This window comes from Blautia sp. MCC269 (assembly GCF_018785655.1).
Classification (GTDB): Bacteria; Bacillota; Clostridia; order Lachnospirales; family Lachnospiraceae; genus Blautia_A.
In genome coordinates, this window is the sequence record NZ_WQQE01000038.1 from 127,811 (window position 1) to 147,104 (window position 19,294).

Below are 19,294 nucleotides of genomic sequence, written 5' to 3' on the forward strand. Positions count from 1 at the left end.
TCTTTTTGATTTTTATACTGTCCTTTTTATTGGACTTTTATTTTCTTTTTGTATGATACGATCCGATAGCTGGTAACGCTCTCAGACAGATATCTGATCAAAGTTTGGAAGCTACGGCATAAGCCTCTTTTGTTGCATCCAGTGCACGTCTTGCACGGATGGCATCTCCGATCACGTGTGTCTCAGGTACAAGATCTTTGATCTTTTCTTCCAGTGGATTGTAGTTGCGGAATCCCATGGAAAGGATAACAGAATCATATCCTCTTGTCTCGTGACGTACTCCGTCAGCTGTCTCGTACTCTACACCGTCTTCATAGAATTTGCATACCTTTGCTCCGGTGATCTCTTTGATTCCGTAGTCCTCGAAATCTTTCATGAGATATACTCTATGCTCGTGGATCACGTCTGCACCTACAGTATCACGGAACTCGATAACTGTTACATCATGCTCCTGCTCGCCTAAGAATGCAGCTGTCTCGCATCCTACCATTCCGCCGCCGACAACGAGAACTTTTTTGCCTGCTGCTCTCTTTCCGTCCAGAAGGTCTGAACCGTGGATGATGGCCGGGTTGTCGATTCCCTCGATCGGAAGGATCAGAGTCTTGGAACCAGTTGCGATGATCACGCTGTCCGGTTTTTCCTCTTTGATAAGCTCCGGAGTTACCTCGCAGCTCATCACGATCTTAACGCCGTCTTTCTGGCAGCGGTGGATGTAGCTGCGGATCATGTTTGTGATATCACCTTTTCCTGGCGGGTAAGCAGCCAGTCTCATGTTTCCACCGAGAACATCTCCTGCCTCGTAAAGTGTTACTTCATGACCTTTCTCTTTTGCGATAAATGCTGCACAAAGTCCTGCAACACCGCCACCGATCACCATAACTTTCTTCGGATTCTCTGTTTTCTCGATGGGCTCTGCCTCATGGCCGAGGAATGGGTTTGTCAGACAGCATACCGGATTTCCTGCATACATGTTTGCGACGCATCCCTGAAGACAGGCGATACATGGAGTCATATCCTCCAGACGCTCTTCCAGTGCTTTTTTCGGCATAGCCGGATCTGCAAGGCTCTGACGTCCGAATGCCACAAGGTCTGCTCTTCCTTCTTTTACCATCAGTTCTGCAAACTGTGGCTCTGTATAACGTCCAACTGTGATCACCGGGATATTTACCGCACGTTTGATCTCCTCAACCTCTGATGCGGAGAATCCGCCGTGGATAACGGTCGGTGCCCACATGAATTCATCTTTGATATGAACGGCACGGGATACGTGGATGGCATCCAGTCCGCAGCTCTCCAGGTATGCTGCGATTGCCGCACTGTCATGGATGTCAAGACCGCCCGGAACCTCATCTGCACAGTTGATTCGTGCGAGGATCGCGATCTTGCCCTGTGTTGTTTTCTTGATCTCCTCAATGATCAGGCGGGAGAAACGCATACGGTTTTCAAAGCATCCGCCGAACTCGTCTACTCTCTTGTTTGTTCTTGGAGAAAGGAATGTACTTACCAGATAACCGTGTGCCATATGGATCTCTACAGCATCTGCGCCGGCTTCCATGGCTCTTCTTGCTGCCTCGCCGTATCCTTTGATCAGCTCATAAACTTCTTCCGTTGTAAGCTGTTTCGGAATGTCACGGCCACATACTGATGGAATGCTTGTTGCTGCTGTGATCGGTGCTCCTGCGTTCTTTGCATTTCCTTCCGGGCCTGCATTCTGAAGCTGGATGGAAACTTTTGCACCTTCCTCATGACATCCGTCGATGACTTTGCGGAAGCTCTCGATGGTGGAATCATCATAGAGACATGGTTTACGCGGGCCGCCTTTTGCACCTTTGTGAACGACGGTAGCCTCGATGGTGATTAAACCGAAACCACCTTTTGCTCTTTCCTTATAATATGCAGCGGACTGCTCGCTCATAGTTCCGTCTGTGTTTGCAAAGTTATTTCCCATTGGCGGAACAACGAAACGGTTCTTTACTGTCATAGGGCCGATTTCGATCGGCTGAAACATCGCATTGAATTTCATGTGTGTTCTCCTTTCTGATTAGAGTACTTCCGGCCAAGCCTCTTCCAGTACTTTCTTGGTGTTCTCGTATGTATGTTTTGCAGCATACTCGATACCTTTTTCAAGGTTTGCATCGCTGATAACCTCTACACCGATTGCATTTGGTTTGATACCTTTTTCTTTGATCATTTTTACGAACGGTACGGTTGTTCCGATTCCTGTTCCAGGAGCAAGACGATCATGCATGGACTCATCTCTTAAGATTGTTGTTGCGTATGGTCTTTCCCATACATCGTTGATCTGGATGGATACGATCTTGTCTGCCGGGATTCCCTCAAGTACGGAAAGCTCGATGGGCTGATTTGCTCTTACCCAGTGCCATGTATCAAGAATCAGTTTTGCGTTCTCACAGTCAGCAGCTTTTACAACAGCCCATCCTTTTTTCACATCCGGGATTCCGCTGTATGGCATTGGCTCAACACCGATGATGTATTTGCCTGCTCTGTGGCAGAGCTCACGGAGTTTCTGTGCTGTGTACTCTACGGAATAGTTCTCCATCAGTCCACAGTTGATCTGTTCTACGTTAAATAATTCACACATATGGAAGCAGAGCTGCTCTTTGTATTTCTGCTCATAGGAACGATGTTCCTCTGCCCACTGTACGATGTACTCAACCTCTGTTACCTTCATGTCATATTTATCCAGGATTGCCAGGATATCCTCGTCGAAAAGTCCCTCATTCAGGGCATCTACGTAGGTTTCCGCTCTCAGGCCGATTCCCTCATAGCCAGCTTCTTTGGCTGCTTTTACACGGTCCTCAAATTTGCACTGATCTCCAAGTGTCCAGGAACTGATTGTAATTGGAAATTCTTTTGACATGGTGATTCCTCCTGAAAATATAAATAATTTTTTTTGTTTTTTTTAAATTATTTTGTATCTTTTTTCTATAAGCATTATATAACTTTGTTAAATACAAAACAAATTGATTGTACCAGGAGAATTCATAGATTTTATCAATATATCGTGGTATACTATATAAAACATTTTCACTGGAATCTGCTTAAATAAAACCTTCAGATAAACTTACGAAAGGAGCTTTGAAAATGAACCTGTATCATCTTCGATATTTCGTGACACTGGCCCATCTGGAACATTACACGAAAGCTGCTGATGTTCTGGCGATCACACAGCCCAGTTTAAGTCACGCGATCTCTTCCCTGGAGGAAGAACTTGGAGTGAAATTATTTGAAAAAAACGGACGGAATGTTTCTCTCACCAAATATGGCAAAACTTTTCTGGGGGATGTGGAAGAAACCCTGAACCGGCTGGATTCCTCTGTAAACGGTCTCCAGCTTGCCGGAAAGGGAGAAGGACAGATTGATGTGGCCTTTCTCCGGACTCTGGGTGTTGATTTTGTGCCGAAGATCATCCGCAGTTTTCTCACTGCCAACGAGGGAAAACAGATCAATTTCAATCTGTTCTGCGACAAGGTGCTTACCGGCGATATCCTTACCGGCCTGAAAGAGAAGAAATATGATATCGGCTTCTGTTCCAAATTTGATGACGAACCGCTGATCGAGTTTATCCCCGTTGCCAAGCAGGATCTGGTGGTTATTGTTCCTCCCGGACATCCTCTTGCGGAGAAATCCGAGATCCATCTGGAGGAAACTCTTTCATATAAACAGATCATCTTCAAGAAGAGAAGTGGTCTCCGCCAGATCATTGACCAGCTGTTTAAGAGTATCGGCCAGTACCCGGATGTTGCTTTTGAAATCGATGAGGACCAGGTTGCCGCAGGATTTGTTGCCAATGATTTCGGCATCTGCATTGCCCCGGATATCCCCATCCTTCATTCTCTGGATCTTAAGATCCTGCCACTTGTCTCTCCAAGCTGGCAGAGGAATTTCTACATGGCCATGCTGAAAGATGTGTACCATCCGCCGGTTGTGGAAGCCTTTAAGAAGTTTGTGATCGAGAAAACATCTAAGGAAATTTTTTATAAGACCAATTAAAAGGACAGCTGCCCGATTCCGTCTTGTTTCTGTACGGTTTATCGGACAGCTATCCTTTTAATATGTAAAAAATATTCTGTTTTATGATCAGCGATTATTTATTCGCATCTGCCTCACGAAGTCTGTGGATCAGCTCCTCGCAGATCTCAAGCTCGCTCTTTCCGTCTGTCTGGATCACGATGTCGGCTGCTGCCTCATATTTTGCGCGACGTTTCTCCATCAGGTCTGCGATAAATGGAACTGTCTTGTTGTTTTCAAGAAGCGGACGGTCATGGTTATCTTTTACACGCTCAAGGATCGTCTCCGGTTTTGCGGTAAGGAGTACAACACGGCCGTTTTTCTTCATCTCAACAACGTTACGCTCTCTCATTGGAACACCGCCGCCACAGGATACTACAACATTGGACTGGGACTGCATCTCGATGAGAAGATTTGTCTCAAGCTCGCGGAAATACTCTTCTCCGTAAGTCTCAAATATATCGGAAATACTCATTCCCTGTCTCTCCACAATACACTGATCCATCTCCACAACATCCATTGCCAGTGCATTCTTCAGATAATCAGAGATTGTGGATTTACCTGCGCCCATGAATCCGATCAGGAAGATATTGTAGTTGAAAAGATTTCTGGACTGGATTCTCTTACTGTTCTGTGTGATGCTTGCGAAAACATCGTTTACTTCTTTCTTATGGCGCCTGCCTTCCATTCTGGCTTCCAGCCATCCTTTCTGCTTCGCCTCCTGCTCCGGCTGAAGTACCGGAAGATCATTGGCTTCCTTGTATACCATGATGTCCTCTACGATTCTGTTTCTCATAAGCAGTGCGTCCAGGATGATCTCATCGCACTGTCCAAGGCTCTCTCTTAATACTTCTAACTGGTTCATAATTTCTCCTTTGCTTCGTTCATTTTATTACGGATTTCCGTCATCACTTTATCACTTTAAATCAAGTGTCTGTCCTTATTATACCAACTGGTCATTTTTATCTCAACCTAAACTTTTATTGAATTTATACATGTAATCTATAGATATTTTCTATAAATTTCTCTATAGATTCGCCATTCTCCTCCCCTGTAAAAAAATCTCTGCCTCCTCATAAGAAGCAGAGATTTTTCACAGAAATTTTTTCGCAGGTATTCTACTGTATCACTTCATAGATCCGGTAATGCTTGAAGATATAATCCCGAAACTGCTCTACAAGAGAACTTGGATACCGGTTTTTCAGCATTCCCATGTATATGTAACGGCGGTAATGAAGATTCTCGATATTTAAGATCTTCACAGGCAGGGTATGGATCACCGGCACATCCGGCACGATCCCCACACCGAAACCTTCTGCCACCATTCCCGCAAGGGCACCATCCTCTTCCACTTCAAAAGCGGTTTCCGGTACGATTCCCTCTTTTTCAAAAAGTTCCCGTACCACAAAATACAGTCCGCTGGTGGGGGTAAACGTCACCTGGGGATACTGGCCCAGTTCTTCTATGGTCACTGTATTTTTTCCGGCAAGGGCATGATCTTCCGGTACAACAGCCACCAGTTTTTCTTCTGCTACCGGCACAAAGCTGATTTCTTTTTCCCCTTCCGCACGGGAGCAGAAGATCACGTCAAACTTCTCTTCCTTCAATCCACGGATCAGAGTACCTGTTGCCGCATTCTGAAAATGAAAATCTATTTTTTTCCCTTCCTGTTCATTTAAGAACCCACGGACAAGCTCCGGAATAAACCTGCGTCCCTGGGTATGGATATACCCGATGGAAATACTTCCACCTGGAATCCTTGCCGCTTCCTGAATCCTCTCCACACCAAGATTCAGGATATGTAAGGAGTCCTGCACATATTTCAGAAACATTTCCCCGTATTTTGTCATGGTCACATTTCTTCCGTGGCGCTCAAAAAGGGGCACCTGAAGTTCCTTTTCCAGGTTGGAAATCGCATGGCTCAGGCTTGGCTGCGTAATATCCAGCCTCTTTGCCGCCCTAGTATAATTCTCGATCTGGGCAAGTGTCACAAAATATGTGAGCTGATTTAAGTTCATATGTTAAAAAATCCTTTCTTTCCTCCGCTTGAGAGAACCTGTCTCACATCCCAAGGCTCAGGAGCTCTTTTCCAGCCGCAAGTCTCTCGTAAAACTGCTCATAAAAATCCCGGTTCCCGTCATAAGGCTTCCGGTAGAACTGGTTTACCACATACATGTTCAGATTTCGGATCAGGTCACTGTCCTCACTCTCATAGAGAACTTCCTGCACATCCAGAAGAAAATAATGCCAGTCACAGACAAATTTTTCGTAGTTTTTGAAATCCGGTGTATCTACCCATTTCCGGACTTTAATCTTACTGCGGCTGGTCTTTTTGCACTCGTGAATCTGAAGGATGTATTTAAAGCCACCATCCTCATAATATCTTCCCAGCGGGAACAGACGGCAGAATCCCGGACGGAAACTGTGGATGGAACACCTTCCGTTTCCATCCAGAAATACGCATCGTTCCTCTGCACCTGCCATCTTAAGATGCGGCAAAATATTCCCGTCTGTAACGCCAAGCTCGATTTTTCCCGCAAGAAGCTGATCCACACTTAAACCAAGTCCCTGGCTTAAACGCCATACGTCCAAAGGATCCAGCACAACGGAATCTCCCATTCCGGTACAGCAGTCAAAACAGCCTTTACAGTCCTGGCAGTCTGCCTTTACCATGTCATTTGCTTCGTATAAACGGCCGTCGGAAATCTCCTCCAGCGTAACTTCCCGCCGCATCAGACCAGGGTCTCCAGTCCGGTAACGCCCCAGTCTTCCGCAAGGCTTTTCACCCCATCCAGGACCTCTTCCCTGGAATAACCGTGGTCATCCAGGTAATCGCCATCCATATCATTGAGATACAGATAAAATGTAAGGGCAAGTTCCAGATAATCTGGATCATCGTCCTCCATATTCATAAGAAGCTCATTTTCCGCTCCATTGATGTCGCCCTCATCGGCAAGTCCGATAACTTTCTTAAAAAGATGATCTGCTTCTGTATAATCTGCCTCTGCTGCAGGAAGTGTATACTGCGGCATATCTCCATTAAGAAGAAGTCTTGTGATCAGTCTTGCGATATCCTGAATATTTCCTGACATTCTGTCATCCTGTAATCCCATGTCCGTTTCCTCTCTTTCTGCTTCTTAATCCAGTTTAATCCCGGATAATGCCTGTGCAAATGCGTTGTTCACCGGCTCATTTGCCTCTTTCTGCTGCTTTTTCAGATAACGCTGCACATCCCGTTTATTGACACCTGCACCTTCTTTAGCACGTCTCGCCTGGAAGGATGAAAGTTTCTCTTTATATCCGCACTGGCATACAAAGGTTTCTTCTTTTCCCTTCAGAAGCATCTCCATACGCTTGTGGCATTTCGGGCAGCGTGCGTTGGTGGTTCGGGATACCGTCTCCCTGTATCCACATTCCCTGTCTTCGCACACCAGCATCTTTGCATTCTTGCCGTTTACTGCCAGAAGATGTTTTCCGCAGTTGGGGCATTTCTTGTTTGTCATATTATCATGGCGGAACGTTCCCTGCCCGCTCTTGATCTCATCTACGATCTCGCAGGCATACTCACGGATCCCTGTGAGGAATTTATCCTGACGGAGTTTCCCGTTTGCAATATCGCTAAGTTTCATCTCCCAGTCTGCGGTAAGTTCCGGCTTTTTCAGTTCTTCCGGAACCAGTTCCAGGAGCTGTTTTGCCTTGGAGGTAATGTAGATCTCATTGCCTCTTTTTTCCATCATAAAACTGTTAAAAAGCTTCTCGATGATATCGGCTCTTGTAGCTACCGTTCCAAGTCCACCGGTTTCGCCAAGGGTCTTCGCCGCCTTTTTGTCGTGGCTTTCCATAAAGTGGACCGGATTCTCCATAGCCCCGAGAAGTGTGGCCTCTGTAAATCTTGCAGGCGGTTTTGTTTTGCCATTTGTAAGAGATGCAGATTCCACAGTAAGAATCTGGCCTTCCGTGAGCTCCGGAAGTTTCTGGTCTTTCAGCTTATCAGAGGAATCCTCTTCTTCCTCATCCTGCCAACCACCTTCATAGACTTCCCTCCATCCGGCGCTTTTTACGATCCGTCCGCTTGCGGCAAAAGTTTCTCCTGCTGCAGTTCCTTCCATACTTACCTGCTCATATACAGCCGGCGGATACAGCACACTTAAGAAACGGCGGACTACCATATCATAGATCTTCCGTTCCTCATTTGTCATGTGATCCAGCTGTACAAACTGTTCTGTAGGAATGATGGCATGATGATCACTGACTTTCTTATCATCCACAAAACTTGCATTGGCCTGGATCGGTTTGTTTGCCAGCGCACCGGCAAGTTTCCGGTAGGGGCCTGTTCCGCATGCCTGAAGGCGTTCTTTAATCGTAGGAACTACATCCTTTCCGATATATCTGGAATCGGTTCTTGGATACGTAAGAACCTTGTGGTTCTCATAGAGCCGCTGCATGATATTCAGAGTCTCTTTTGCGGAAAAACCATATTTCTGATTGGCTTCTCTCTGAAGGGTTGTCAGGTCATAAAGTCCCGGCGCATAGGTCTTCTTCGGTTTTCTGGAAACTTTGGTTACTGTAAGGCTGCTTTTTCCGGCTTTTGCCTGGATTTCCTGGGCCCGTTCCTTCTTAAAAGTCCGGAGACTTCCGCTCTTTTTGTCTCTCCAGGTCCAGCGCACGTTTCCTGCCTGCAGGGTGATGCCGTAATAATCTTCCGGTTTAAATTCCCGGATATCCTGCTCTCTTCTTGCGATCATGGCAAGGGTCGGTGTCTGCACACGTCCACAGGAAAGCTGGGCATTGTATTTACAGGTCAGTGCTCTTGTTCCGTTCATTCCCACCAGCCAGTCTGCTTCTGCCCTGGCCTGTGCCGCACGGTAAAGATTATCATAATCATGGCCGTTCTTCAGGTGGGCAAAACCGTCACGAATCGCCTTATCCGTTACCGATGAGATCCACAGACGTTTGATCGGTTTATGACAGTCTGCCTTTGCAAGGATCCATCTGGCTACCAGTTCTCCCTCACGTCCGGCATCTGTGGCAATGATGATCTCCCCGATATCCTTCCGGTAAAGCTGTTTTTTTACCGTATTGTACTGTTTGGATGTCTGGCGGATCACCACCAGTTTCATTTTTTCCGGCATCATAGGAAGGGTGGAAAGTTCCCATTTGGTATATTTTTTATCGTATTCTTCCGGATCTGCCAGGGTTACCAGATGTCCCAGTGCCCAGGTCACTACATAATCTTTTCCTTCCAGGGTTCCGTTCCCTTTCTGGCTGCAGTGAAGGACTCTTGCAATGTCTCTGGCAACCGACGGTTTCTCCGCGATCACTAATGATTTCATATTTTTTATTTCACCTCTTAGTCTTTGGGACAATTCTTCGGATATGCCCCAGGGTTCACCTATTATAGCATGAAAAAAGCACTTCGTCCAGAAAAGGGCCGAAGCCTTTTTCCTGCGAAGTGCCTGTCTGTTTTGTATGGTTCTTAACCGTTGGTCACGCGCATTTTCCGCTGATCTTATAGCCCACGCCACGGACTGTTTCCACCAGATCTCCGGCAGAACCAAGTTTCTGGCGGAGGGTACGGATATGTACATCTACGGTTCTGCTTTCCCCGTCAAATTCATAGCCCCAGATCTGATTTAAAAGCTGGGTTCTGGAGAGAACCGTGCCACTGTTTTTCAGAAGGAGACAAAGCATCTCGTATTCTTTCAGTGTCAGATTTACAGGTTCCTGGTCAACCGTCACCTCATGTCTTCCCGGGCACACATAAAGATTTTCCATGCGGTACTCCTCTGCACCGTTGTCCTCGGATCTTCGAAGGAGGGCACGTACCCTGGAGATCAGCTCCATCATACGGAATGGCTTCGGAATATAATCATCTGCACCGCTGTCCAGGCCTACCACGGTGTCAAACTCACTGCCTTTTGCGGTAAGCATGATTACCGGAAGTTTCCGGACATCCGGACGGATACGGATTTTCTTTAAAATGGACAGTCCGTCCTCCTCCGGAAGCATAATATCCAGAAGCACCAGGGAAGGCAGTTCTTTTTCCAGCGCCTTCCAGAAAAGTGATGGCCGTTCAAATCCCTGTGCCTCCAGGCCCTGACTGTTTAATGTATATACAACAAGTTCACGGATACTTTCATCATCTTCCACCAGATATATCATAATTTTCCTCCAACTTTATTTTTCAACTGATAGTTGCAAGTATAAAATGCCTTCGTAAAATCCAGCATAGAAAAAACGTTAAGTTTATGTAAAATATAGAAATCCTTAAGAAATTTTAATTTGTAAAAGCCGGACGTCAATGTTATGATAAAGCTGACAGTTGTTTGGAGGTTTTTTATTATGTATTCTTTTATTGTGAATCCCAATTCAAGATCCGGAGAGGGGCGTAATGTCTGGAACCGGCTTCGCAGCATCATGGAAAGTCAGGGGATTTCATATCAGTATTTTCTCACAGAATATGTGGGACACGCCACAGTACTGGCGAAAAAAATCAGTGCCGCCGGAACACCGGAAAGTCCGGTAACACTGGTAACTGTAGGCGGCGATGGCACAATTTACGAAGTACTTACCGGGATCAGCGATCTGTCTTCGGTCATCTTTGGATTTATCCCAGTTGGGTCCGGCAATGATTTCTGCCGCAGTATGGGGCTTCCTTTTGATCCTTTTGAGGCGCTTCGCTCCATCCTTGAGAACAAACGGACGATTTCCATGGATGTTCCTGTGATCCATCTCGGCAGCCATTCCTACCGGTTCGGTATCAGTGCGGGAATGGGCTATGATGCGGCGGTCTGTCAGGAAGTCCTGATCACCCCCGGGAAAAAATTTCTCAACCGTCTCCATATGGGTAAACTGATCTACCTTATGGTGGCTCTGAAACAGTTTCTCTTCCTCACACCGTCCTCGGTTACGGTAACCCTTAACGGAAAAGAACCACAGACCTTCCAGAAGACCTGGTTCGCGGCTGTAATGAACCAGAAATACGAGGGAGGCGGCTTTAAGTTCTGCCCGGATGCCAGTCCGGATGACGGCCTCCTGGATGTGATCGTCATTGAAGGGATCTCCAAACTGAAAATGCTTTTCTGTCTGCCGGGCGCACTCTGGGGGAAACATACACACCTTCGCGGTGTACATATTTTACAGTGTAAAGACGTACATATTACAAGTGACCGTCCTCTTCCTGTGCATAAAGACGGAGAATCCGGCGGAATCCAGCGTGAATTTTCTGTGACCATTGAAAAGAAACCTTTAAAAATCATAATGCCTGTGTTATAGTAGCAGGTAGATACTTAACAAAAAAGAAGCTTAAGACTGACACCCGTGGCATTTTGGCCATACATCAAGAAAAGGAGCGGCAAAATGTTGAGTAAGATAAAAAAATACAGGCACGGTTTTATCATAGCAATCTATTTCGTTGTGTATCTTATCCTGTTCGGATATCTGGAACAGCGGCCTGTACGTGCCTACCATGTTGTACATACTGTTTTTGATGATATGATCCCGTTCTGCGAGATCTTTGTTATCCCGTACCTTTTATGGTTTCCATATGTGATACTGACGGTTGTGTATTTCCTGTTCCGCAATAAGAATAAACGGGAATATTTCCAGCTGATCTTCAACCTGATGATGGGAATGACAGTTTTCCTTGTTGTTTCTTACATCTATCCGAACATTCAGCATCTCCGCCCTGCGGTATTCCCGAGAAACAACATCTTTACACAACTGGTTGCAGGAATCTACCGGACAGATACCCCTACTAATATCCTGCCAAGCATCCATGTATTTAATTCCCTGGCTGTTTATTTTGCCATCCATCACTGCCAGGCTTTGAAAGATAAGAAATGGATCCAGAGAGGATCTCTGATCCTTTCCATTCTGATCATCCTGTCCACCATGTTTATCAAGCAGCATTCGGTGATCGATGTATGCCTCGGTACCACGATGGCACTGTTCGGACACCTTATGTTCTATCCACAGAGAGTGGAAGATTATGAGGAACAGCGTGCTATGGCACAGATGAGCAAGAAAAAAACTGAACAGAATTTATAATAAAAAAGCCCTCCAGGTGGGGGCTTTTTTTATTTAGTCTTTCATATAAAATCTTTAGTTAAATCCATAAAACTTCTGGCAGATCTTATAGGCTGCCACAAACATCTTTCTTCCACCTCTTCCCGGAAGGTTTGACACTCTTCCGAAGAGACTTCTCCGAAGTTTCCGGTACAGTCCCATATTCTGGTCTTTGATATAATCCTGCAGCTCCTGTTTTTTGTCCAGGCATTCCTGCGTTGCAGCTCTTACCAGCATGATCGAGGAAACGGTTGTGATGATATCCAGATAACTGAACATATAGGCACGAAGTCTCCGGTTGCTTACATTGGCTTTCAGGTAGGCATCTACCATCAGCTTGTTTACACGGATCTGCTGATCGATACGTTTGATCATCACTTTCTCATTGACGGACTGGTCATCTCTTCCGATAAAATACCGGTAGAAATTCACATCCAGATAATAGAGATTTTTTACATAGGGAAGCGGCTCAAATGCAAACAGGTTATCTACATAGAACGTATGCTTCGGAAGCTCCATTCCACAGTCATGGAGAAGTTTGGTACGGTAGATCATGGAATGCATAAGAAGGTACTGACCTTTTTTCATGTGGCGTATTTCGTCCCAGCCGAAGATCTGATTTGTCGGGAAACAGTGTCTGTACTGCATGACTTTTTTGCGGGTAGCGCCCTGCTTCTCATAAACAAAGTTACTGATAAGAAGATCCACAGTCTCGGCTCCACGGGTAAGATCATAAAGTGTCTTCAGGATCTCATAGTAGGCGTCCTGATTTACCCAGTCATCACTGTCCACAACTTTAAAATAAAGGCCTGTTGCATTTTTGATTCCTGTGTTAACTGCCTGTCCATGGCCGCCGTTTTCCTGGTGGATGGCTTTTACGATGGTTGGATATTTCTCTGCATAGTCATCCGCGATCTCGGCAGTACGGTCGCTGGAGCCATCATCTACAATGATGATCTCCACTTCTTCTCCTCCGATCAGCAGGGAATTGATGCATTTTGACATATAAGCCTCTGAATTATAGCATGGTATTGCTACGCTCAAAAGTTTCATGAGTTTTCCTCCTTCATGTATCTGGTGTATGCGCGAAACGCAGATGGTATTGCATATTTTTTATCGGATTCTCTCTTATCCGCAAACAGGAACTTTTCCCTAGGTGCTTCTTCCAGGGAGGATACGGCGATACGATAGGCGCACATTCTCCATTCAATATGGGAAAAAATGTGCTTCGCATCCGGCAGTGCTTCGATCCTTAAGGGTTCCAGTCCCATATCTTTCACCTGGGCAAGCGCTGCCTTTTTGGTCAGGTGTCCTTCCACATTGGGAAGTTCATAAAGGCCTGCCAGAAGTCCTGTATCCGGGCGTTTCCGGATCGCTGTGCTGGCCCCGTCCTGGATCACAAGGACTGTGCGCTGTTCTATGGTGCGAGCTTTTTTCGGTGCTTTTACCGGAAGTTCTTCTACAGTTCCGTGTTTTCTGGCAAGACAGAACTGCCCAAGGGGACATTCTTCACACTTCGCCGTTCCGTTTGGAACACAGACTACAGCTCCCAGTTCCATCATGGCCTGGTTGAAATCCCCTGGCCGATCCTTAGGCATCCGCTCTGTAAGCTCGTTTTCCACGGCTTTCCGCACAGACTGTTTCATGATATCTCCCCTGTTTTCGGTCAGTCTTGCATATACCCGCAGCACATTTCCATCTACTGCCGGGACTTTCTTCCCATAGGCAATGGACGCAATGGCACCTGCCGTATATCTTCCTATTCCTTTTAACGAGAGAAGTGTCTCAAAGTCTTCAGGAATCCTGCCATCATATTCTTCCATGACCTGAATGGCCGCTTTCTGCATATTGCGAACACGGCTGTAATAACCAAGGCCTTCCCACAGCTTGACGATCCGCTCTTCCGGCGCTGCTGCAAGGGCTTCCACATCGGGAAGTTCCTGGATAAACCGTGCAAAATAAGGTTTCACAGCTTCCACACGGGTCTGCTGGAGCATGATCTCTGATACCCAGGTATAATAGGCATTATTCTTATCACGCCAGGGCAGGATCCTCTTGTTTTTATCGTACCATTTCAGAAGGGGTTCTGCAATGTTTTCGGTCATATTGTTTCCTTTCTATAATTTCACCTGTACCGGATCACAGATTTTCATGGAATCTTCCGTGATAGCGCAGTCATAGGCCAGGATGTAGACACCGGCATCTGCTGCCTCCTTAAGTGTTTCCCCGAACTTCGGATGTGTCTCCCAGTTGGGTTCAAAATATTGTACATCCTTCATCTGGATCACCAGAAGAAGATAGGCCTCATAGCCGTCAGCTGCCGCCTTCATCAGTTCGTGGAGATGCTTGATTCCACGCTCTGTAGGTGCGTCCGGAAAGCGCACGATATTATTTTCTTCCAGGGTGACGCCTTTTACCTCGATAAAAGCCTTCCGCATTTCGGATTCCACATACAGGTCAAAACGGGAGTTTCCGTATGTCTTCTCACGCCTGACTGTCACTTTCTCCGGAAAAAGATTTCCGGCTGCCACCCACTCTTCTGCTGCTTTATTTGGGGCCTGGGAATCCATATTGATCCAGCGGCCCGTCTTGTTCACACAGATCAGATCGTATTTCGTTTTTCTGGCAGGATTGTCACTCTTTTCCAGGATCACTTCCGTTTCCGGAACAAGAAGTTCCCGGCATCTGCCTGTGTTCTTTACGTGGACCGTTTCCAGCTGATCCCCGATCTGTACATGAGCGATAAACCGGTTGGGCCTGTCTTTGAAAATACCTCTAATCGTATTTTTATAGTTCATATTTTTTCCCTCGTATCTTTTACTATAACATAAAATCTTCAAAAGCGCAGTTGCTTTTTTTTCTTTTCTCATATAGAATTGTTTTGTACTATATCCATTACAAAAGGTTACTTTTTTACATATTACAGATTTTTTGGGAGGTTTTTCTGATGGACAGTATTATTTTTGATGTTGACGGTACGCTCTGGGATTCCACCGGGATCGTAGCTGAGGCCTGGAGTGATTACCTTATCCATACGGAGCACATGGATACCGACGTAAGCGCCAAACGACTGATGGGGCTTTTCGGCCAGCTGCTGCCGGATATAGCAAAGGCTCTTTTCCCTGAGCTTCCGGAAGCAGAACAGCTTCGTATCATCGACGGCTGCTGCCAGGCAGAGCACGAGGCACTGCTTCTCAAATGTGCTCCGCTGTATCCGGATCTTGAGAAAACACTGAAGATTCTTTCCAGCCGTTTTCCTCTTTTTATCGTCAGTAACTGCCAGGCCGGATATATTGAAGTGTTCCTGAAATCCACAGGCTTCGGACACTATTTCAAGGGCCATCTCTGTCCCGGTGACACCGGCATGGCCAAAGCGGAAAATATCATGAAGATCCGCAAGGATAATAATCTTTCCGATCCGGTTTATATCGGTGATACTATAGGAGACTTTAATGCCTGCCGGAAAGCAGGAGTTCCTTTTATCTTTGCTGAATACGGTTTCGGTCAGGTGGATAAACCGGATTACCGGATCACCAGGCCTTTTGACCTTACGGAGATATGCAGATGAGTATGAAAAGATCAAAATCCATAGACCTTACTTCCGGTCCAATCCTGAAAACTCTTGCGGAACTGGCCCTTCCTATCATGGCCTCGTCCTTTCTGGGAACTGCCTATAATATCACGGACATGGCCTGGATCGGGCTTCTGGGATCCAAGGCAGTTGCCGGTGTGGGGGTAGGCGGCATGTATGTGTGGCTTTCCCAGGGACTGGTCGCCCTTCCCCGAATGGGAGGACAGGTAAACACAGCCCAGGCCTGCGGCAGGAAAGATTATAAAGAGGCACGTTTCTACGCGGCCAGTGCCCTGCAGATGACCATTCTCTTCGGTCTCTTATTTGCTGCAGCAAGTATTATATTTCTTGATCCTCTGATCGGTTTTTTTAATCTGACAGACCCGGAAGCATATTCTTCTGCCAGATCTTATATGCTGATCACCTGCGGACTGATCATTTTTTCCTTCCTGAACCTGACTCTCACCGGACTTTTTACAGCCCAGGGAGATTCCAGGTCTCCGCTGATGGCCAATTTTCTTGGACTTGTGGGAAATATGCTCCTGGATCCGCTCCTGATCCTTGGCATTGGACCTTTTCCACAGCTTGAAACGGCAGGTGCTGCCATTGCCACAGTAACTGCACAGTTCCTGGTTTTTGCAGTGCTGGTTTTCCGGATCTTTACTTCCGGGCTGGAAACAAATGTACTTCGTGAACTTCATCTTTTTTCACGTTTTCCGGGAAAATTTTATAAAAATATCTTCCGCATTGGTTTTCCAACCGCTATCCAGAGCATGCTCTACTGTATGATCTCCATGGTACTGACCAGAATGGTTTCCGCCTTCGGTGCTGCTGCCATTGCTGTCCAGCGTGTGGGCGGACAGATCGAATCCGTTTCCTGGAACACCGCGGACGGCTTTGCCTCTGCCTTAAATGCTTTTACCGCACAGAATTTCGGTGCAAAAAAATACGACCGCATCCGCCAGGGCTACCGTATTTCCTTTGGTATCCTGACAATCTGGGGTCTTATCATAACTGTAGCCTTTGTGCTGCTCCCACGCCCGATCTCCGGTCTGTTTTTCCATGATCCGGAATCCCTTGGGATTTCTGTAAATTACCTGATCATCATCGGCTTCTGTGAGGCTTTCATGGCCATTGAGCTGATGACCATCGGTGCACTGTCCGGCCTTGGTATGACCAAGCTCTGCAGTATCATCAGTATTATTCTGACAGGGGCCAGAATACCTCTTGCCATGCTGCTGACTCATGTGGGAATGGGCCTTGATGGTATCTGGTGGGCACTTTCCCTTACATCTATAGTGAAAGGTATTGTCTTTACACTGACCTTCCGGCATACCAGCCGTACAAAATTAAAATAATTTTTCCCATGTCAGGGACAAAAAGGACTCCCCGTAAATAAGGAATCATTCGGATACAGATTTCTTATTTACGGGGAGTCCTTTTTATTTTCTTCCTTATTTTTTCAGGCATTTTGTTCTGAGAACAAACAGATATACCGCAAGTATCACAAACAGCACAACCACATAAACAATCTTCGCTGTCACACTTGTGGTAAACGCATCAATTCCTGTTGCGATTCCAATCAGAATCAGACCGATTCCGGAAACTTTTTCCATTTTTTTCTCATCATATTTCTGCGCTCTGGCCTGGGTGTTTCCACCTTTCATAAAAACAGAACCATGGCCGGTAAGAATCATAATACCAATTACCAGTGCCGCAATTGCCAGTATGTAACTGAATGACTGATCAAACATAATTATTTTCCTCCTTATAAATAACAGGAGCCCTGCACCGGATCACCGGCTGGCTCCTGTCTGATTTTAACCGAATATCCGCTTGATATGGGTTCGATCAATAGAAACAGATAATCGGAACATTGTACTGAATAATATTGTAAAGTTCTCCTGCCTTATCCGGTGGCATGTTGATACAGCCGTGGGAACCTCCTGTAAGATACCGGTCACCACCAAAGTATGGCTGCCAGTCTGCATCGTGGAATCCAATTCCCCCGTTAAACGGCATCCAGTAGGTTACCGGCTGTTCATAGGAATATGTTCCATCTGCCTTCTTGGTACCACGGAGCACATCCGGGCTCTTCTTATAATACAGGGTAAAGATTCCTGGAGGTGTTTTCCTCTCCGGATCACTTGCAAGTCCGGATACAATATCGGACTCAAAAATCACACTTCCATCCTGATAATACCGCATATACTGTTCTGTAAGATCTACTTCAATGTAAGTATTACCAAGATCATTAACGCCATAGGAATTGGCTGTCATGGAATATACCGGCTCTCTTGTTGTCTGTGTACCGGACTGAATCTCCTGGGTAAGCTGTGCTACCTCTGCGTCCTGGTCAATTTTCCATCCATATGCAGAACCATATACCGATACCGTTCTTCCACTTGTGGTCTGGAACTGTCTCTCAGTACCTACCGTATCATGAGAAGCTGCAAGTTGTGCTACATAATCCACAATATGCTGTTTAAAAGACGCATCGTCCTGTATCAGCTGTCCTTTTTCATCAAACTGCAGCCAGTCCTTAATGGTGTTTCCATCAAGTGTTACTGTTTCATCTCCAAATGTATAGGTGATGCTTGCTTTTGCAAAGTTATTATATGCATCTACCGTTGCCTGAAGATCTGCACTGTCACTGGTAACATCCGCTGTGACATATGCATCCGGATTACTGCCCAGATCTACTTCTGCATCATCACTGCTGATGGCTTCGCTGATCATCTGGTATGCTTCCTTCACCTTCAGCTCCGTGCCCTCGGTTTCCGGCACAATGGTAAATTCTGAATTGTTAAAACTTACATATGCATTCTCCGGGGCCACCTGGTTTTCTTTCTGTGCACAATTCAGTGCTTTCACCTGTGTTTCCAGCTTACTCTTGTCAAAAGCTGTTTCTTCCTTGGCTGTGTAAGTGGTTTCTCCAAAAAATCCCTTCACCCACTCATATGGCTTCTGAGATTTCAGGAGTTTCAGAATTTCACCACTGGATATATAGCGATAATCAATATCTGATCCTGTAATGGTCTGTGATTCCTGATCTCTCGCTTTTACCTCGATGGTATAGTTCTCCATCTTGCTGGCAATCTCCTGCTCCACCTCATAGGCAGTCTTGTTGGAACTGTCAATTCCGTTGATCGTTGTCCCTTCAAAAAAGTGGTTCGTGTAATAATAAGACACTCCGGCATATGCACAGCCGGCTGCTACCAGAACCATGGCTGCGATCATTCCGGTTACTTTTAACGCCTTATGCTTCTTTTTTTGGGGGAGAACGATTGGGGCAAATTCAGACTCATCAATCGGTACATATGTGATCTTCTTCGGTCTTGCCGACTTGGAAGGTCTCGCTGACTTCGAAGGCCGGGCAGACTTTTGAGAAGCAGATGCATCTGATTTTTTCTCAGGCTGGGCATCTCCGACTGTATCGCTGACAATCTTGGCCATGGCGTCGTTGATCTTATCTTCGATGTCCCTCTTCTCCTCGTTGCTCATATTTTTATTTCACCTCTATGTTTATGTGTCTTTCGAAAAGACACCTTTCCATTGATACTTTCCGGGCTGATCCGCACTTATATACACGGATCAGTTACCAGCTTTTTCATTATATCATAC

At 46.0% G+C, this 19,294-nt stretch carries 18 protein-coding genes; 5 read left to right on the forward strand and 13 right to left on the reverse strand.

Translation table 11 applies throughout. From position 1 onward, the window contains the following. Nucleotides 1–97 precede the first annotated feature (97 nt). Nucleotides 98–2,023, reverse strand: a complete 1,926-nt coding sequence (locus GPK88_RS12035; RefSeq protein WP_173762884.1) for an oxidoreductase — start codon at nucleotides 2,021–2,023, stop codon at nucleotides 98–100. An 18-nt stretch (nucleotides 2,024–2,041) separates the two neighbouring features. After that, nucleotides 2,042–2,881 carry a sugar phosphate isomerase/epimerase family protein gene (locus tag GPK88_RS12040; protein WP_148447387.1) on the reverse strand — a complete coding sequence of 280 codons (840 nt, stop codon included), beginning with the start codon at nucleotides 2,879–2,881 and terminating at the stop codon, nucleotides 2,042–2,044. 224 nt (nucleotides 2,882–3,105) lie between these two features. Here GPK88_RS12040 and GPK88_RS12045 point away from each other — a divergent pair, with 224 nt between their 5' ends. Next, the gene (locus tag GPK88_RS12045) at nucleotides 3,106–4,014 is read left to right on the forward strand and encodes a LysR family transcriptional regulator (protein ID WP_215707844.1); all 909 of its coding nucleotides are present in this window, start codon (nucleotides 3,106–3,108) and stop codon (nucleotides 4,012–4,014) included. Between the two features lie 94 nt (nucleotides 4,015–4,108). Here the strand turns inward: GPK88_RS12045 and GPK88_RS12050 are convergent, their stop codons facing one another. The 6 genes from GPK88_RS12050 to GPK88_RS12075 all read right to left on the reverse strand — a co-directional run bounded on the left by GPK88_RS12050 (nucleotide 4,109) and on the right by GPK88_RS12075 (nucleotide 10,194). After that, nucleotides 4,109–4,897 carry a shikimate kinase gene (locus GPK88_RS12050; protein WP_215707845.1) on the reverse strand — a complete coding sequence of 263 codons (789 nt, stop codon included), beginning with the start codon at nucleotides 4,895–4,897 and terminating at the stop codon, nucleotides 4,109–4,111. A 253-nt stretch (nucleotides 4,898–5,150) separates the two neighbouring features. Further along, on the reverse strand, nucleotides 5,151–6,050 hold the full coding sequence (locus GPK88_RS12055) for a LysR family transcriptional regulator (protein WP_148447393.1): 900 nt from the start codon (nucleotides 6,048–6,050) through the stop codon (nucleotides 5,151–5,153). 43 nt (nucleotides 6,051–6,093) lie between these two features. Further along, complete coding sequence (locus tag GPK88_RS12060) at nucleotides 6,094–6,765, reverse strand: YkgJ family cysteine cluster protein (protein WP_148447395.1); 672 nt, start codon at nucleotides 6,763–6,765, stop codon at nucleotides 6,094–6,096. After that, complete coding sequence (locus tag GPK88_RS12065; protein ID WP_148447397.1) at nucleotides 6,765–7,145, reverse strand: DUF6483 family protein; 381 nt, start codon at nucleotides 7,143–7,145, stop codon at nucleotides 6,765–6,767. Before GPK88_RS12065 ends, GPK88_RS12060 begins: the two co-directional genes overlap by 1 nt. A 24-nt stretch (nucleotides 7,146–7,169) precedes the next feature. Beyond that, complete coding sequence (locus GPK88_RS12070; RefSeq protein WP_148447399.1) at nucleotides 7,170–9,365, reverse strand: DNA topoisomerase III; 2,196 nt, start codon at nucleotides 9,363–9,365, stop codon at nucleotides 7,170–7,172. 154 nt (nucleotides 9,366–9,519) lie between these two features. Further along, entirely contained in the window at nucleotides 9,520–10,194 is a 675-nt protein-coding gene (locus tag GPK88_RS12075; RefSeq protein WP_148447401.1) for a response regulator transcription factor, read from the reverse strand. 180 nt (nucleotides 10,195–10,374) lie between these two features. On the opposite strand from GPK88_RS12075, the gene GPK88_RS12080 reads away from it, so the two are divergent. Together GPK88_RS12080 and GPK88_RS12085 are read left to right on the forward strand one after the other, a co-directional pair. After that, nucleotides 10,375–11,307, forward strand: a complete 933-nt coding sequence (locus GPK88_RS12080; RefSeq protein ID WP_148447403.1) for a diacylglycerol/lipid kinase family protein — start codon at nucleotides 10,375–10,377, stop codon at nucleotides 11,305–11,307. A gap of 84 nt (nucleotides 11,308–11,391) precedes the next feature. Further along, nucleotides 11,392–12,081 carry a phosphatase PAP2 family protein gene (locus tag GPK88_RS12085; protein ID WP_215707846.1) on the forward strand — a complete coding sequence of 230 codons (690 nt, stop codon included), beginning with the start codon at nucleotides 11,392–11,394 and terminating at the stop codon, nucleotides 12,079–12,081. Between the two features lie 54 nt (nucleotides 12,082–12,135). Here GPK88_RS12085 and GPK88_RS12090 read toward each other — a convergent pair whose 3' ends face one another. Genes GPK88_RS12090 through sfsA form a run of 3 tightly spaced genes read right to left on the reverse strand, consistent with a single transcriptional unit; the run spans nucleotide 12,136 to nucleotide 14,897 of the window. Continuing rightward, nucleotides 12,136–13,152 (reverse strand): glycosyltransferase family 2 protein, encoded by a 1,017-nt coding sequence (locus tag GPK88_RS12090; protein WP_174095669.1) that lies wholly within the window; start codon nucleotides 13,150–13,152, stop codon nucleotides 12,136–12,138. Then, nucleotides 13,149–14,204: an A/G-specific adenine glycosylase gene (gene mutY, locus GPK88_RS18905; protein WP_252197765.1), complete on the reverse strand. Its 1,056-nt coding sequence runs from the start codon at nucleotides 14,202–14,204 to the stop codon at nucleotides 13,149–13,151. Before mutY ends, GPK88_RS12090 begins: the two co-directional genes overlap by 4 nt. Nucleotides 14,205–14,216: 12 nt before the next feature. Further along, entirely contained in the window at nucleotides 14,217–14,897 is a 681-nt protein-coding gene (sfsA, locus tag GPK88_RS18910; protein WP_252197766.1) for a DNA/RNA nuclease SfsA, read from the reverse strand. Nucleotides 14,898–15,046: 149 nt separating this feature from the next. Here sfsA and GPK88_RS12100 point away from each other — a divergent pair, with 149 nt between their 5' ends. Both GPK88_RS12100 and GPK88_RS12105 read left to right on the forward strand, forming a co-directional pair. After that, on the forward strand, nucleotides 15,047–15,667 hold the full coding sequence (locus GPK88_RS12100; protein ID WP_215707847.1) for an HAD family hydrolase: 621 nt from the start codon (nucleotides 15,047–15,049) through the stop codon (nucleotides 15,665–15,667). Between the two features lie 2 nt (nucleotides 15,668–15,669). After that, a complete protein-coding gene (locus GPK88_RS12105) occupies nucleotides 15,670–17,028 on the forward strand; it encodes an MATE family efflux transporter (RefSeq protein ID WP_215707861.1) in 1,359 nt (452 codons plus the stop codon). Nucleotides 17,029–17,124: 96 nt separating this feature from the next. Here GPK88_RS12105 and GPK88_RS12110 read toward each other — a convergent pair whose 3' ends face one another. Both GPK88_RS12110 and GPK88_RS12115 read right to left on the reverse strand, forming a co-directional pair. After that, nucleotides 17,125–17,424, reverse strand: a complete 300-nt coding sequence (locus tag GPK88_RS12110) for a DUF3784 domain-containing protein (protein WP_148447416.1) — start codon at nucleotides 17,422–17,424, stop codon at nucleotides 17,125–17,127. Between the two features lie 97 nt (nucleotides 17,425–17,521). Further along, nucleotides 17,522–19,174 carry a L,D-transpeptidase family protein gene (locus GPK88_RS12115; RefSeq protein WP_243279037.1) on the reverse strand — a complete coding sequence of 551 codons (1,653 nt, stop codon included), beginning with the start codon at nucleotides 19,172–19,174 and terminating at the stop codon, nucleotides 17,522–17,524. Nucleotides 19,175–19,294: the final 120 nt, after the last annotated feature.